Raw genomic sequence first — 13,559 nt, 5'->3', positions numbered from 1 at the left:
TTATCTGTATTTTTCTAGTGTAATCATGGTTTTCAAGCCCAAATCTTGGGCAATATCATAGAGGCCAATCCCCTTCTCCCGCTGACGCAAAATAAACTGCTCACGCAGGCTTTGGGCAGATAGACTGGCTTGTCCCTGCTCAATCAAGAAGGCCTCTAGCTGACGGAAGCCCCATTGACGAGAATAGGATTTGCCGTTTTTCTCAAATAAATACGTCCCCGTCAGATAGTCTTCTAACTCACCCGTCAGGCTCTCAGGAATCTTGATAACCCGCTTCTGACCGGCCTTTTCAATCTTCAAAACCTGAAAGTCCAGATTAACATCTGCCACTCTGACCTGCAGAATCTCGCTGGGCAACAAGCCCATTTCCAAGATAAGAAGAGCCATCAGCCGCCCCCTAGGAACGCTTGATTCCTGCCAAAAAGCAGACAGGTCCAGCAGTTCATTTTCCTGCTCCTTCGATATGGAGACCTTGGGCAGGACCAAGCGGTGAAACTCCTCAATAAGCTGCTGCTGATAAAGAAAGTAAAGAAATTGATTGACTGCTGAGAGCTTCCTCTTCTGAACAGCTGCCTTAAAATCCTTGATAGAGGCCTGATAAATCCGCAGATTGGTCTCGGTAATCCGGCCATGCACTTCCTCGATAAACTGCTCCAAATCATAAGAATAGGCAATTTTAGAATTTTCTGAGATGTTTTTTTGATTTAAAAACGGTCTAATGTATTCTTTCATTTTTTGCGAATTTCGTACTTCTTGCTAAAGCCGTGCAACAAAGAATTGACAGCTTTCAAAATGGACTTTCTAGTAATAATTCCGTAAAAATGCTGATCCTCGCCCACAACCGGCAGGAAAGACTCGTCGACCAGCTTATGAAGCACATCTGATACAGTATAATCTGGCCCAACTGTCAAGTCGTCCATTTTGGTCATGTGGACGATGTCTGTCATCATGAATTCCTCTTCTGGCAAATCATGGCGCATGCGATAAGACATGATGTCTGTCAGGGAAATCGTGCCAACAAACTTTTTATCTGCTGTCACGACTGGAACACGTGAGTATGTCATCTGGCTCAGCAATAGGATAGCATGATCCACATTATGGGTGTCAATCATAACCGCCAAATTTTCCCCAGGCGTCAAAAAAGTTTCTTCATGTTCCAGCAGATAGTCTTCAAATTCCTTAGCAATCATCGGCTAAACTCCTTGGACAAGCTTGGAAAAAGTTCATGATTTCGTGTATAGAAATCAACTTTAAAGCGGTCATCATCAATCTCTACCTTAGCGTAGAGACGTTCGTTGATCAGGCCGCGTGGCTGGCTAATGGAGCCCGGATTCAGAAAGAGCGTTTTGCCCTCCATTTGAGCATCTGGAATATGCAGGTGACCATAGAGACAGATGTCTGCATTAACCTCTTGCGCCCACAAATCCAGCTTTTGAAAAGAAAAGTTGATATGGAAGAGATGCCCGTGAGTCTGGGCAATAATGGTCCCCGCCAAATCCGTCACTAAGCGTTCTGGATAGCCGTCGTAAAAGTCCATATTCCCTGCAACAACCTGAATCCCTTGCCATACCTCATCATCAGAAGGAAGCTCAGAGTCTCCGTTATGAAAAATCGCATCTACCTTTCCAATATAATGATTCCTAATTTCTTCTACAATAGCACGGTCGCCATGAGAATCACTCATGACTATAATGGTTTGCTTTGCCATGCTGGAAATACCTCCACTAATTTCTTAACTGCCTGAGCCCGATGGGATTGCGCATTTTTTTCTTCTATCGTTAGTTCGGCAGATGTTTTTCCTGTTTCTCCCACTAAGAACAAGGGATCATAGCCAAAGCCATTTTCCCCTTTTGGCTCATGGGCAATGTAGCCCGGCCAATCCGCTTCAACTACCAGAGACTCCCTTTCAGGACTGGCCACCACTAGGGTCGTATGAAAACGGGCCGAGCGGTCCTTGACATCAAACACCATAGCCAATTCATGCAGGAGCTTGATGTTGTTTTCATCATCTGTCGCGCCTACTCCAGCGAAGCGAGCCGACCAGACTCCAGGCAAGCCGCCTAAAACATCGACCTGCAGACCTGAGTCGTCAGCTAGCACCATTTTACCGGTCAACTTACTGATTGTCTCCGCCTTGAGCCGCGCATTTTCCTCAAAGGTAGTTCCAGTCTCTTCCACTTCTGGCAAGTCAGGATAATCATTGAGATTTTCAACCTTGTAACCCAGCTTATCAAAGAGTTTGCGAAACTCTGCTGTCTTTCCTTCGTTGCGAGTCGCAATCAAGATGGTATCTCCGACAGCCATCTCTGACTCCTGCCCCTGACCAAAAAAGTCGGTCATCTTAACTCCATCTTTAGACAGGAAGAAAACCTTGCGCAGCAAGTCCTTTTCTGTAATCAGAATAGCCCCCTTATGACTGGTCGCCTTAAAATCGCGCTTCTGGCGGTCGTTAATCATATTAAGGACAAACTGGATATAGGACATGGGCGAGCCGTATTTGACCACAACTGTGGTAAAGGCGTTGTATTCTTCATCCAAATCCCGCTCAATCAGCTCACTCAACTCTGCATCTATATGCTCCAAGAGCCTGTATGGGATGTCGTTGAAATGATAGCCAGCCTTGCGAAAGCGGGTCCATTCTCCGATATACCAATTGTTCTCGTCAATGTATTCATAAATTTTATTTGTCATAAGCTTACATGCTCCACATTCACTTTCAGGCCCAGCCAGCTTTCTGCAATCTCCGAAAAGCTTTTGGCATTGGCAGTTGTGTAAAATTGGTGATTGAGCTCCTGTTTTTCCCGACTGCGATTGATTTCAAAGTAATTGAGTAGGACAGAAATATCCCGTACGCACTCTGCCCCGCTGTCAATTAGCTTCACATTCGGTCCCATCCTGTTTTGAATGATAGGCCGGAGCAAGGGATAGTGGGTACAGCCCAAGACCAGGGTATCTACTCGGCCAGCCAGAGGTTGCAGGGTTTCATAGACAACTTTTTTGGTAAGACTGGAATGAAGTTCATTGGACTCTACCAAAGGTACAAACTTAGGGCAGGCCAAACTTTCCACCTGCATCTCCGGCGAGAGCGCTTCAATCTTCTGACGATAAATATCAGAAGAAACTGTCATTGGTGTTCCAATAACACCAATGCGGCCGCTGGCAGTTGACTTAATAGCTGCACTAGCCCCCGGCAGAATCACACCCAGTACGGGAATATCCAGCTTTTCCTTCACTTCTTCCCAGACAACAGCAGTCGCTGTATTGCAGGCAATGACAATCATCTTAACATCCTTGGTCAGAAGGAAGTTGACCAATTGCCAGGTATAAGCGCGAATCTGCTCAGCAGGCCTAGGACCGTAAGGAGCCCGCGCCGAATCTCCGATATAAATGACCTCTTCGTGGGGGAGCTGCCGCATGAGCTCACGGACTACAGTCAAACCGCCCACTCCTGAGTCTAAAAAACCGATTGGTCGATTATCCATAAGGTCTTCTTTCTAAAACAAGGGACTGGAAGCCGATTCCAAATCCCCATTTTTTTATAGATTTTCTCTACTGGTATTAAAAGCCAGCCTCTAGAAAATTATTTTTTCTTTTTGCTCTTAGCAAGCGCAGCTTTCTGCTGGCTGATAATTTGACGGTAGACTTGCTGCACTTTCGCTTCATTTGGCCGTTGGCCGCTAGCGCTAAGCAAGGTCCGAACTGCTTCTACATTCAAACGCGGATTTTCTGCAAATTCCTTCTCCACTTGCCGACGAAGCAGATACATACCCAAGATCACGCCTCCAGCAAATGCTGCCATAATCAAGAAAATTGCTAAAACTAAATTCATATCGAGAACTCCTCTATTCCATTTTTACATTGCTCTTCATTATATCAAATTTTCTCTATTTTTCAAAATCAAAGCCATACAGTGTCGCAAAATAATCTTCTGGTTTTTCAGCCCGACGAATCATGCGAACATTGCCATCTTGCTCCAAGAGAATTTCGCTGGAGCGGAGCTTGGCATTGTACTGATAACCCATAGAGAAACCATGAGCACCCGTATCGTGAATCACCAGTGTATCACCGATTTGGCTGACGGGCAGCGGTCGATTTATGGCGAATTTATCGTTATTCTCACAGAGGCTGCCGACAACATCCACAATCTCTGTCTCACCCTCAGGTCGATCCATATTAGTAATGTGGTGATAAGAGCCATACATGGCAGGACGCAGCAGATTGACTGCAGAGGCGTCCACTCCCAGATAGGTGCGGTAGGTCTGCTTCTTATGGGTAACCTTGGTGACCAGCAGGCCATAAGGTGCCAACATAAAGCGGCCCAACTCCGTATAAATCTTGACCTGTCCTAGACCAGCCGGTGTCAGAATAGCTTCATATGCCAGACGAACTCCCTGACCGATGACCGCAATGTCATTTTCCTCGCCATCAGGCTGGTAATTGATACCAACACCACCAGAGAGATTGATAAAGTCCAACTCAACTCCTGTCTCAGCCACTACTTCTACAGCCAGCTCAAAAAGCTGACGAGCCAGTTCAGGATAGTAGTCATTGCTGACAGTATTTGAGGCCAAGAGAGCATGAATCCCAAACTTCTCAGCTCCCAACTCATTGAGCTCTTTGAAAGCTTGAATCAGCTGGTCCTTAGTCATACCAAACTTGGCTTCTTCCGGATTATCCATGATGCTGGTTCCCAGCTCAAAGACACCACCAGGGTTGTAACGGCAGGAAATAATCTTTGGAATACCCGCGGCTTCCTTTAGAAAAGCCACATCTTCATAGGCATCCAGATTGATAGTCGCTCCCAAGTCACGCGCAAACTGAAATTCCTCAGCTGGTGTGTTATTGGACGAAAACATGATATCCTGTCCAGCAAAGCCCAGCTTTTGGCTCATGAGCAGCTCAACATAGCTGGCACAATCCACCCCACAGCCTTCTTCTTTGAGGATTTTTAAAATAGCAGGATTGGGAGTGGCCTTGACGGCAAAATATTCTTTAAAACCTGGATTCCAAGAAAAGGCCTCATGCAGGGCACGCGCTCTTTCCCGAATTCCCTTCTCGTCATAAAGATGGAAAGGGGTTGGAAACTGATCCGTAATCTCAGCTAACTTTTCACGACTGACAAAAGGAGTTTTCATACTGTTCTCGCTTTCTATTTGCTGGATTTATTATACCATAAATCCATAGGAGAAACAAAAAGCACTGGGCAAGCGCCCAATGCTTGAGTCTTATTTAGCTGAGTTATTTGTTTCTTCCAAAAATACGCAGCAAGCTGAGGAAGAGATTAATGAAGTCCAGATATAGGTGCAGAGCCAGCGAAATTGCCCAGCCATTTCCTGGATTGCCATTGGTCTGCTCATAGACGTAGCGAATCTTCTGATTGTCCCAAGCGATGAGTCCTGAGAAAATAAGGACACCAACGATACTGATGATAAAGTCCAAGCCACTGCTTCTCAAGAAGATATTAAGGAAGCTAGCAGCGATAATACCAATCAAACCGGCCATACAAGCTCTGCCCATTCCAGAAAGATCCTTCTTGGTCACCTTGCCGATGAAGCCCATAGCAAAGAACATCACGGTCGTTGTCAGAAAGGCTAAGAGAACAGTTGACTGAAGATACAGGGCCATGATAATACTTAAGGTAAAACCATTGATGGCTGAATAAGCTAAAAACATAGGCAACGCCGCTGGGCTATTGCTCCGAGCAGTTCCAGATGCTACCAACACAAGGATAAACTCAACTGCAATAGCCGCATAGAAAATCCAAGTGGAGCCTGTCAGAACAGAGATAATAATGTCCTGAAAGAAGTTCAGCATCAAGAGGGATACGATTGCTGAGATTCCGATACCGACACCAACGATAGAATAAATCTTGGCATAGAAAGAATTAATATCTGATTGATCTTGAATAATAGAATGATTCATAGTTACTCCTTTTATAATAAAACATTTACGGTTTCAGCATCTTTCGATGAAAGAGCTTGCGATTACTGCCCTTGCGTCTCCAAGGTGCCGTTGCTTCTTTGACGGCCCAATACTTGTCCACCATCGTCACAACGAATGATTCTTTGTAGCGAGGCGGTGCCAAAGTCAGGCCCCACATATGCTTGACGATAATGTCCTCTTCGACTTTATTAAGCTTAGTAATCTTACGAGCATTGCGAACTGCCAACCTCGGATGAACCCAAGCATGACTCTTCTTAAACTTGGTCACACGCCAGTCATAGTAGAATAAGTCATGAAGCAGGGCACCGCGTGCCGTGCTGCGGGCATTCCAACCAAATTTTTTGGCAATTCTGTAACTAGTATAACTTACATTGATGGAATGTTCAAGTCTATTGGAATGAATATGATGGGGAATTTCTTTCAGGCGCTGCACACTAGGCTTTTCAATCAAGTGCCCAACATAGGCCATAAACTCCTCGTCCTTTTTGTAAGGCATAGAATCACCTCCCTTGCCAACTATTATATCTCTTTTTCTGATTTTTAGCTTAAATGAAAGATTAAAATACCAGCAGCGACAGCAACATTAAGACTTTCTGCCTGCCCCTTCATGGAAATATGGACCAGAACATCAGCTGCTTCCGTCATTTCTGGACTAATTCCCTGACCTTCATTGCCCATGACTAGGACAAAGCTCTCTTTGCTATCTACATTTCTGTAATCGATAGATGTTGACGACAAGGTCGACGCTAGAATTGGCAGACGGGAAGACTGAGCCAGCCTAATAAAATCAGCCGTATCCATCCGATAAACGGGCAGGTGAAAATGACTCCCCTGCATAGAGCGCAGCGTTTTTAAGTTATAGATATCTGCCGACAATTGAGAGATGAAAACCCCGTCAAAACCAGCTGCATCCGCGGTCCGAATGATGGTACCGACATTACCTGGATCCTGAACGTCCTCCAAGAAAAGATAGCGTCCGCTTAACTCCAATGGTATTTCTTTCCTTTCAAAAGCCACTTCTGCGACAATGCCCTGTGGCGTCTTACTATCAGCCAAATCTGCTAAAATTTCCGAACTGACAAAGATCACCAGAGAAAAATCAGCTAATTGTTCTGCGTATTCCGCTAAAGCAAAAATCCGAATCAGCTCAGCCCCGCTGCTGACAGCTTCCTCAAATAAATGCCAGCCTTCGATCAAATAAGAATCCTTGCGGTATTTTTTGTGATGAAGTTTTTTAGCTTTTTTTACCACATTATTGGCTTTTGAGGTTATAATATTCATAAGAACATTATACCACAATTTAGCAGACTTGCACTCATACTGAGGGCTTAAATCCCCTCGGTCCGCTCACTAAAGGAGGACGCCATGCAGAAAGTAAAAATGATAGCCCAAGGACGGGTACAAGGGGTTGGATTCCGCTGGGGAGTCTATTCTATAGCGCTGGAAATCGGAGGTATCACCGGCCGGGTCTGGAACAACGACGATGGTACTGTTGGCATTCTGGCTCAGGCTGATGACCCAGCTCTGATGGCCAAATTTATCCAAGAAATCCGCAAGGGACCGACCCCTTTTTCTAAGGTCAGTTATTTGGATGTGACCATGGCTAATTTCGACTCCTATCCCGACTTTAAAATTTCAAATTAGGTCTGCAGAACTATTGTATATTTTGCAAAAAAACAGTAGAATAGATAGGTATTATTTTTTAGAAACAAAGGATATGAACTCGTGAAACATTTCAAACGCTTTTTATTCTCCGGTATGGGACTGGCTGCGCTTCTTTTCCTGTCCGGCTGTGTGGGCCGCGACAAGGCCGGTAATCCTTCTGGTCTGATTTGGGACGTGATTGGTCAGCCTATGGCGGATGGTATCCAATTCTTTGCCAAGAATTCAGGTCTGGGTTATGGTCTGGCGATTATCATCGTTACGCTCATCGTGCGGATTATCATTCTACCGCTGGGAATCTATCAGTCTTGGAAGGCAACGCTTCAGTCTGAAAAGATGAACTACTTCAAGCCAATTTTTGCCCCAATCCAAGAGCGAATCAAAAATGCTGAGACTCAGGAAGAGAAAATGCAGGCTCAGCAAGAACTGATGGCTGCTCAAAAAGAGAATGGACTCAGCATGTTTGGCGGTATAGGCTGTCTGCCTCTGCTTATCCAAATGCCTTTCTTCTCAGCCCTCTTCTTTGCCGCTCAGTATACTCAAGGAGTTGCAGGCAGTTCCTTCCTCTGGATTAAAGACCTGGCCAAAAGCGACTTGGCTTTGACTGCCATTGTCGGTATCCTCTACTATATCCAGTCGGTGCTCTCTCTGCATGGTATTGAAGATGAAACTCAAAGAAACAGCATGAAACAGGCTTCTTATATGAGTCCTATCATGATTGTTGGTTTCTCATTCCTCTCACCTGCCGCAGTCACTCTCTACTGGGTAGTCGGTGGATTTATCCAAATCATCCAGCAATTTATCATCAACTACATCATCCGACCTCGCCTGAGAAAACAGGTGGCAGAGGAATTTGAAAAAAATCCTCCTAAAGGCTTGAAAAAAGCGAGTCGAGCTAAAGATGTTACTCCAAAAGCTCAGCAGGCTATTGAGCAAAAGAACAAAAAGAAAAAGAACCGCAATGCTGGTAAGCAACGGTCAAGATAAAGAAAAAATCTTCTAGCTAACACTAGAAGATTTTTTTTAATCTCGAGTAAGAATCGGCGTAACCGATACCAAAAACTCAGCAAAGAAAGCAATAACTGATTAACGAGGTGACTCTATCACAGTAAAACGGTAAAGCCAATCAAGCCTTTCTTATATGAAACCCAAATCCTGCCCTTGAAAATCCGCACCAGACTTTCTGCCATGGATAGGCCAATCCCGTAGCCAGGCTGCTTCTGATTGTGCGATTCGTCTTCACGATAGAAACGGTCAAAGAAACGACTGTAATCAACATTCTTACCATCCGCATAGCTATTGGCTACCGTCAGACGAGCTCGTTTCCCACGCTTGGCCTTGGTCAGGGTGACAAAAATTTGTCCATCTTCGTCACAATACTTGCAGGCATTGTCAATCAGGATACTAACCAATTCATAGAGTTCATCTTCAGTTGCCTTGACATGGATGTCTTCCTGCAGCTTGATCTCGTACTTCTTGCCTGCCTTCTCAATGACAGACTTGAAGTTTCCTGCTACTTTTTTAACAACTTCTGAAAAATTCACATCTACCAAAGTAACATCTGGCTGCTCTTCCAGACGGGCCAGAACGACCATTTGATTGATTAGATTACTGAGGCGCTTGACCTGGTCCTTAGTGCTCTCTGTCCATTCATTTTCGCCAGTCATCAGCTCTTGCAGCTCCGTATTGGCTGAAATGATTGCCAATGGCGTCTTCAGTTCATGTCCCGCATTAGTGATAAAACGCTTCTGATTTTCATAGTTTTTGATATAGGGACGGATGGCAAAGTTGGAAAATCCAGACACGACTAAGACAAAGAAAATAAAGCTATAGAAACACAACTGGATAGACAGCCAGAAAAAGTCATTGCGGCTTTCGAGATAATTGGTCGAATCTAAGACCACCAGTAAATAGCGCTTGGTCTTGGAATCCTGCGTTATCTGGTAGGAATAAAATTGACTGCCTACCTTAAAAACCCCACTGCTGCGGCTGTTCTTAATCACTTTGTTTGCATAGCTGAGCGCCTGCTCCTTAGATAGATTGGAAAGATGGTCCAAGTTGGTGGAGTAAAGAGTTTTATCTTCCTTATAGACCACACTGAAATAGCGGTATTGGTAGATGGTATCAATGGTGATACGGTCGTTTTGCAAGCTCTCTGCCGTTTCTTCTACACTGGGAAAATCTCCATTATTGGCAGATAGAATATTGAGAACAGCTTGGATTTCTCCGTTGGTCTGCAGAAAACGAACAGAGTTTAAGACAGCAATCATGGTCAGCAAAATACAGACAATAGCCGCCGAAGCCAGCAGAATGAACCGAATTTTAAGTTTCCGAAACATGGCTATCTCCTTCCAGCGGCACCAGAGTGAAACTGCCGCCTTCCTCACCCAAGATAGCAAGGTCAGCATGAATAGCCTTCAGCTTCTGACGCAAATAGGAAATATAAATCCAGACGAAGCCTTCGTCCAAATCCTCATCCTCGTCTTTGGACCAAACATGACGGAAGATTTCCTGAGTGGAAAGACTCTTCTGGGCATTGAGCATAAGAAATTCCATCATTTTAGATTCCTTACCGGCTAGTCGAATAGAGTTGGAGCTAATGAGCTCATGCTCTCCGACATTGAGGCTGGTTTGGCCAATCTGCAGCAAATTGGGGGTGAAAGTCGCTACCCGTCTGGACATAGAGCGCAGGCGAGCCAGAAGCTCTTTCAGAGAGAAGGGCTTGGTCAGATAATCATCTGCACCGGCATCCAGCCCTGTGACCTTGTCATCTACCTCTGACATAGCTGTCAGCATGATGACATGGGTCGTATTGCCGGTTTGGCGGATTTCTTTCAGCGCTTCAATGCCTGTCTTGACTGGCATCATGATATCAAGAATCATCAAATCATAGGCATTTTCCTTGGCCAAGTCCACAGCTTCTTGCCCATCAAAGGCTGTATCAACCTGATAGCCTTCATGGGTCATCGCCGTTTCCAAGACACGGGACAGCTGTTGCTCATCTTCAGCTAATAAAATCTTCATCATCTCACTCACTTTCTCGAATCAAATTGCGGATGGTCTGCATGGTCACATCACAGGAAGCCAGCTCATCTGCACAGCGTTTCAGCTCGCGGACAATCCGCTTGCTGTCTTTAATCTCATGCTTGTACTTCATCTGATGCTCTAAGCTGGCCCAAGAATCCATAGCAATGGTTCGAAGCTGGATTTCTACAAAATAGCGGCCGGGATTTTGACCATGACAGTCCTCGTAAGGAGTCTCCACCTCTAATATCAAGTGGTAGGAGCGATACCCATTAGGCTTGGCAGCTCGGATATAGTCCTTTTCCAGAACAATCTCACAGCCCTCTAGCTGACGAATCACCTCAATAGTCTGATAGATGTCCTCAATAAAACCGCAAACAATCCGAATCCCAATCGCATCACGAATTTCTTTCAGGGCTGACTCTGGCGCCCTAGGCAAATTCTTGCGTTGACATTTCTCTTCCATACTGGCTGCCTGCTTGACTCGTGCATTAAAATGCTCAAAAAGCTTCTGCCCTGTTTCCTGCTTGACTCGATCATTAGCCTCTTGAATACGCTGACTAAGATCCTCTAAAATCTTGGGCAGGTAGGCCCCATATTTCCCATAAATATCTTGCTCTTGCATACAGTTCTCCTACTTTTCTAGCTTATTCTCATTATAGCATAAGCATCTGCCTTTTCTCTATTTTTTCCCTGCTCTTCTTATCTAGCCTACACTCTCTGTCTTAAAAGAAACGAAAAAAGAACCAGTCTTCTAGCCAGTTCCTTTTGGTATTTATTAAACGGTTTTTTCAACCTTGAGAATTTTAACATCGTAGCTGCCAACTGGTGTTTCGACTGTTGCAGTATCGCCTGTTTTCTTGCCAATTAGAGCTTGACCAATCGGGCTTTCATTGGATACCTTGCCTGCGAAAGCATCTGCACCAGCAGAACCAACAATAATGTAGACTTCCTCTTCGCTTTCGCCTACTTCTTGAATGGTAACTGTTTTGCCGATAGCTACCTCGTCCTTGGCTACAGCATCACTGTTTACAATCTCAGCGTAGCGGATCTTGGTTTCCAGACTAGAAATCTGTCCTTCCACAAAAGCCTGTTCGTCCTTTGCAGCTTCGTATTCACTGTTTTCTGACAAATCGCCATATGAGCGGGCAATCTTAATACGTTCTACCACTTCTGGACGACGCACCAATTTCAATTCTTCTAATTCTTTTTCTAGTTTTTCCTTTTCCTCTAGGGTCATAGGATAAGTTTTTTCAGCCATTTTTTCTCTTTTCTTTTATTTTATTTTAAAACTAAAACAAGAGGCTGAGACAAGTCTGTATCAGTCCCTTTTTTATATAGCAGGACTGAGAAAGCTAGAACTAAATGCACTAGCTTTCTCTTATCTGCAATGATAGCAGTCTAATTAGAACTGCTGCTGGATTGAGTGAGCTTGCTGTTGACATGCTCCTCAACATTTTTAGCGTGTTCCTCATAAGTATTAGCGAAGTAAACAGCGCCTGTTTCAACATTTGCCACAAAGTAGAGGTAGTCCGTCTTACTTGGGTTAATGGTAGCTTCCAGAGCTGATAGGCTCGGACTATCAACTGGTCCAGGCATAAGCCCTTCTTTTTTATAGACATTGAAAGGCGAGTCGATATTGGTATCAATCTCAGCGTCCTCTTTCAGAGTCGTTTTCTTTCCTAGCTTGCCTTGAGCATAAAGGATAGCGATATTACTCTGAAGCGGCATCGCTTGATTGAGACGGTTGTAAAAGACGCTGGCAATATCTTTGCGGTCCTGGTCTGTTGAACCTTCTTTTTCCACCAGAGAAGCAAGAGTCAGAACTTCATTAACCGTTAGGTTCTTCGCTTCGATAGTAGAGTAGTAAGAAGACAGATTGGTATTCATTGCGCCCAACATCTGGTCAATCAAGCTTTCCAAATCCGCATCCTCGCCATAGTTATAAGTGGCAGGGAAGAGATAACCTTCTAAGCGATACTTGACTCCGCTGTCCTTGCTTGGCAATGTGCCCAGCAGCTGTGGATATTTAGCCGCCATCTTGGAAATGAAAGCTTCATCCTGCGCCTTAGCTAGGAAATCGTCCTTACTAAAAGGTGTCTTACTAGTCTTCTTAGAAGTTGCAGCTGCATTAACCGTCACAGCCTCTGCAATCTGCTCCAGTGTATATCCTTCAGGAATAGTAACCTTACCAACAACTGGTGGTTGCGGTGTATCTGTTCCACCTTCCTGAAGCTGCCGAGCAATGGTATCTAGGTCCATACTCTTCTGGAGATTGTAATAGCCAGACTGGTAATTGTTAAAGCTTTTAATCTTGGAATACAGACTAAAAACTTGGGCATTTTTAATCAGCCCCTTTTTCTCGAGAATTTCCCCAATCTGTTTAGAGCTAGAGCCTTCTGGCACTTCAACCGTCACATACTCTGTTGCGTTTGCATCAACAGGTTTAAGAGCTGAAGATACATAAGTATAGCCGACAACTCCTGTGACCACAAGTCCCAGCAGGACAATCAGCAGAACCGTTGTCATAATCCTGCGGGCTAAGGTGTTTTGACGTTTTTTCTTGACCGTGTTGTTGGCCCGATTAGCCCGAGATAGGACCTCATTGGGCTTCTTATCTTCCTCATCCACTCGGCCATAGACCTGAGGGTGAGCCTTTTCATTCTCTGCAACCTTGTAGGAAACATCTACCGAAGCCGGTCTAGCTTCAAAGTCCTCCGCAGCTGCTGTTTCTTTTGCAGAAGCAGAGTCCGCTTCTGACTGGCTAGTTGAAGAGGGAGTTTGTTCTTCCTTTTCTCCAGCTAAGTCTTTCAAAATCTGCTCTTTAAAGCTCAGATTCTTCTCTTTGTCTTGTGATTTTTCAGTCAAAAATTTGACCTCCTTCATCATAATCCCTAACATTATATCTTAAAAGTCAGATAAATGCAATA

17 protein-coding genes are annotated in these 13,559 nt (G+C 44.7%); 2 read left to right on the top strand and 15 right to left on the bottom strand.

The genetic code is table 11. The features are described from left to right. The 10 genes from xerD to HMPREF9378_RS10605 all read right to left on the bottom strand — a co-directional run bounded on the left by xerD (nucleotide 1) and on the right by HMPREF9378_RS10605 (nucleotide 7,224). Nucleotides 1-732 (bottom strand): site-specific tyrosine recombinase XerD, encoded by a 732-nt coding sequence (xerD, locus tag HMPREF9378_RS10560; RefSeq protein WP_002894607.1) that lies wholly within the window; start codon nucleotides 730-732, stop codon nucleotides 1-3. Continuing rightward, nucleotides 729-1,190, bottom strand: a complete 462-nt coding sequence (cbpB, locus tag HMPREF9378_RS10565; RefSeq protein WP_002894606.1) for a cyclic-di-AMP-binding protein CbpB — start codon at nucleotides 1,188-1,190, stop codon at nucleotides 729-731. The genes xerD and cbpB overlap by 4 nt, the downstream gene beginning before the upstream one ends. After that, complete coding sequence (locus tag HMPREF9378_RS10570; protein ID WP_002913240.1) at nucleotides 1,187-1,708, bottom strand: metallophosphoesterase; 522 nt, start codon at nucleotides 1,706-1,708, stop codon at nucleotides 1,187-1,189. Before HMPREF9378_RS10570 ends, cbpB begins: the two co-directional genes overlap by 4 nt. Further along, nucleotides 1,687-2,691, bottom strand: a complete 1,005-nt coding sequence (locus HMPREF9378_RS10575; protein ID WP_002899736.1) for a nucleoside-triphosphate diphosphatase — start codon at nucleotides 2,689-2,691, stop codon at nucleotides 1,687-1,689. The genes HMPREF9378_RS10570 and HMPREF9378_RS10575 overlap by 22 nt, the downstream gene beginning before the upstream one ends. Next, the gene (racE, locus tag HMPREF9378_RS10580) at nucleotides 2,688-3,482 is read right to left on the bottom strand and encodes a glutamate racemase (RefSeq protein ID WP_002899734.1); all 795 of its coding nucleotides are present in this window, start codon (nucleotides 3,480-3,482) and stop codon (nucleotides 2,688-2,690) included. Before racE ends, HMPREF9378_RS10575 begins: the two co-directional genes overlap by 4 nt. A 98-nt stretch (nucleotides 3,483-3,580) precedes the next feature. Continuing rightward, nucleotides 3,581-3,829 carry a YneF family protein gene (locus HMPREF9378_RS10585; protein WP_002894600.1) on the bottom strand — a complete coding sequence of 83 codons (249 nt, stop codon included), beginning with the start codon at nucleotides 3,827-3,829 and terminating at the stop codon, nucleotides 3,581-3,583. Between the two features lie 55 nt (nucleotides 3,830-3,884). Continuing rightward, the gene (locus HMPREF9378_RS10590; protein ID WP_002913239.1) at nucleotides 3,885-5,135 is read right to left on the bottom strand and encodes a diaminopimelate decarboxylase; all 1,251 of its coding nucleotides are present in this window, start codon (nucleotides 5,133-5,135) and stop codon (nucleotides 3,885-3,887) included. Nucleotides 5,136-5,238: 103 nt separating this feature from the next. Next, complete coding sequence (locus HMPREF9378_RS10595) at nucleotides 5,239-5,922, bottom strand: Bax inhibitor-1/YccA family protein (RefSeq protein WP_002913238.1); 684 nt, start codon at nucleotides 5,920-5,922, stop codon at nucleotides 5,239-5,241. A 25-nt stretch (nucleotides 5,923-5,947) separates the two neighbouring features. Then, nucleotides 5,948-6,439, bottom strand: coding sequence for an HD domain-containing protein (locus HMPREF9378_RS10600; protein WP_002899728.1), 492 nt, complete (start codon nucleotides 6,437-6,439; stop codon nucleotides 5,948-5,950). 44 nt (nucleotides 6,440-6,483) lie between these two features. Beyond that, entirely contained in the window at nucleotides 6,484-7,224 is a 741-nt protein-coding gene (locus HMPREF9378_RS10605) for a TrmH family RNA methyltransferase (RefSeq protein WP_002899726.1), read from the bottom strand. 84 nt (nucleotides 7,225-7,308) lie between these two features. On the opposite strand from HMPREF9378_RS10605, the gene HMPREF9378_RS10610 reads away from it, so the two are divergent. Both HMPREF9378_RS10610 and yidC read left to right on the top strand, forming a co-directional pair. Beyond that, nucleotides 7,309-7,587 (top strand): acylphosphatase, encoded by a 279-nt coding sequence (locus tag HMPREF9378_RS10610; protein WP_002899725.1) that lies wholly within the window; start codon nucleotides 7,309-7,311, stop codon nucleotides 7,585-7,587. Between the two features lie 81 nt (nucleotides 7,588-7,668). Continuing rightward, nucleotides 7,669-8,592 (top strand): membrane protein insertase YidC, encoded by a 924-nt coding sequence (gene yidC / locus HMPREF9378_RS10615; RefSeq protein WP_002899724.1) that lies wholly within the window; start codon nucleotides 7,669-7,671, stop codon nucleotides 8,590-8,592. Nucleotides 8,593-8,708: 116 nt separating this feature from the next. Here yidC and HMPREF9378_RS10620 read toward each other — a convergent pair whose 3' ends face one another. From HMPREF9378_RS10620 to mltG, 5 genes are all read right to left on the bottom strand, one after another. Then, the gene (locus HMPREF9378_RS10620) at nucleotides 8,709-9,944 is read right to left on the bottom strand and encodes a sensor histidine kinase (RefSeq protein ID WP_002899723.1); all 1,236 of its coding nucleotides are present in this window, start codon (nucleotides 9,942-9,944) and stop codon (nucleotides 8,709-8,711) included. Next, nucleotides 9,928-10,629 (bottom strand): response regulator transcription factor, encoded by a 702-nt coding sequence (locus tag HMPREF9378_RS10625; protein WP_032908925.1) that lies wholly within the window; start codon nucleotides 10,627-10,629, stop codon nucleotides 9,928-9,930. Before HMPREF9378_RS10625 ends, HMPREF9378_RS10620 begins: the two co-directional genes overlap by 17 nt. A 4-nt stretch (nucleotides 10,630-10,633) precedes the next feature. Beyond that, on the bottom strand, nucleotides 10,634-11,254 hold the full coding sequence (locus HMPREF9378_RS10630) for a GTP pyrophosphokinase (RefSeq protein WP_002899719.1): 621 nt from the start codon (nucleotides 11,252-11,254) through the stop codon (nucleotides 10,634-10,636). A gap of 153 nt (nucleotides 11,255-11,407) precedes the next feature. Next, nucleotides 11,408-11,890, bottom strand: a complete 483-nt coding sequence (greA, locus tag HMPREF9378_RS10635) for a transcription elongation factor GreA (RefSeq protein ID WP_002894584.1) — start codon at nucleotides 11,888-11,890, stop codon at nucleotides 11,408-11,410. A gap of 140 nt (nucleotides 11,891-12,030) precedes the next feature. Next, entirely contained in the window at nucleotides 12,031-13,530 is a 1,500-nt protein-coding gene (gene mltG / locus HMPREF9378_RS10640; protein ID WP_002899718.1) for an endolytic transglycosylase MltG, read from the bottom strand. Between the last annotated feature and the right edge of the window lie 29 nt (nucleotides 13,531-13,559).

It is taken from the genome of Streptococcus sanguinis SK1 = NCTC 7863 (assembly GCF_000194945.1).
GTDB classification, from domain to species: Bacteria; Bacillota; Bacilli; order Lactobacillales; family Streptococcaceae; genus Streptococcus; species Streptococcus sanguinis.
This window is presented reverse-complemented; position numbering and strand designations above follow the sequence as displayed.

Excerpts from the sequence above, each read along its gene's own strand:
- xerD (WP_002894607.1), bottom strand. The coding sequence starts at position 732 with ATGAAAGAATACATTAGACCGTTTTTAAATCAAAAAAACATCTCAGAA.
- cbpB (WP_002894606.1), bottom strand. The coding sequence starts at position 1,190 with ATGATTGCTAAGGAATTTGAAGACTATCTGCTGGAACATGAAGAAACT.
- HMPREF9378_RS10570 (WP_002913240.1), bottom strand. The coding sequence starts at position 1,708 with ATGGCAAAGCAAACCATTATAGTCATGAGTGATTCTCATGGCGACCGT.
- HMPREF9378_RS10575 (WP_002899736.1), bottom strand. The coding sequence starts at position 2,691 with ATGACAAATAAAATTTATGAATACATTGACGAGAACAATTGGTATATC.
- racE (WP_002899734.1), bottom strand. The coding sequence starts at position 3,482 with ATGGATAATCGACCAATCGGTTTTTTAGACTCAGGAGTGGGCGGTTTG.
- HMPREF9378_RS10585 (WP_002894600.1), bottom strand. The coding sequence starts at position 3,829 with ATGAATTTAGTTTTAGCAATTTTCTTGATTATGGCAGCATTTGCTGGA.
- HMPREF9378_RS10590 (WP_002913239.1), bottom strand. The coding sequence starts at position 5,135 with ATGAAAACTCCTTTTGTCAGTCGTGAAAAGTTAGCTGAGATTACGGAT.
- HMPREF9378_RS10595 (WP_002913238.1), bottom strand. The coding sequence starts at position 5,922 with ATGAATCATTCTATTATTCAAGATCAATCAGATATTAATTCTTTCTAT.
- HMPREF9378_RS10600 (WP_002899728.1), bottom strand. The coding sequence starts at position 6,439 with ATGCCTTACAAAAAGGACGAGGAGTTTATGGCCTATGTTGGGCACTTG.
- HMPREF9378_RS10605 (WP_002899726.1), bottom strand. The coding sequence starts at position 7,224 with ATGAATATTATAACCTCAAAAGCCAATAATGTGGTAAAAAAAGCTAAA.
- HMPREF9378_RS10610 (WP_002899725.1), top strand. The coding sequence starts at position 7,309 with ATGCAGAAAGTAAAAATGATAGCCCAAGGACGGGTACAAGGGGTTGGA.
- HMPREF9378_RS10620 (WP_002899723.1), bottom strand. The coding sequence starts at position 9,944 with ATGTTTCGGAAACTTAAAATTCGGTTCATTCTGCTGGCTTCGGCGGCT.
- HMPREF9378_RS10625 (WP_032908925.1), bottom strand. The coding sequence starts at position 10,629 with ATGAAGATTTTATTAGCTGAAGATGAGCAACAGCTGTCCCGTGTCTTG.
- HMPREF9378_RS10630 (WP_002899719.1), bottom strand. The coding sequence starts at position 11,254 with ATGCAAGAGCAAGATATTTATGGGAAATATGGGGCCTACCTGCCCAAG.
- greA (WP_002894584.1), bottom strand. The coding sequence starts at position 11,890 with ATGGCTGAAAAAACTTATCCTATGACCCTAGAGGAAAAGGAAAAACTA.
- mltG (WP_002899718.1), bottom strand. The coding sequence starts at position 13,530 with ATGTTAGGGATTATGATGAAGGAGGTCAAATTTTTGACTGAAAAATCA.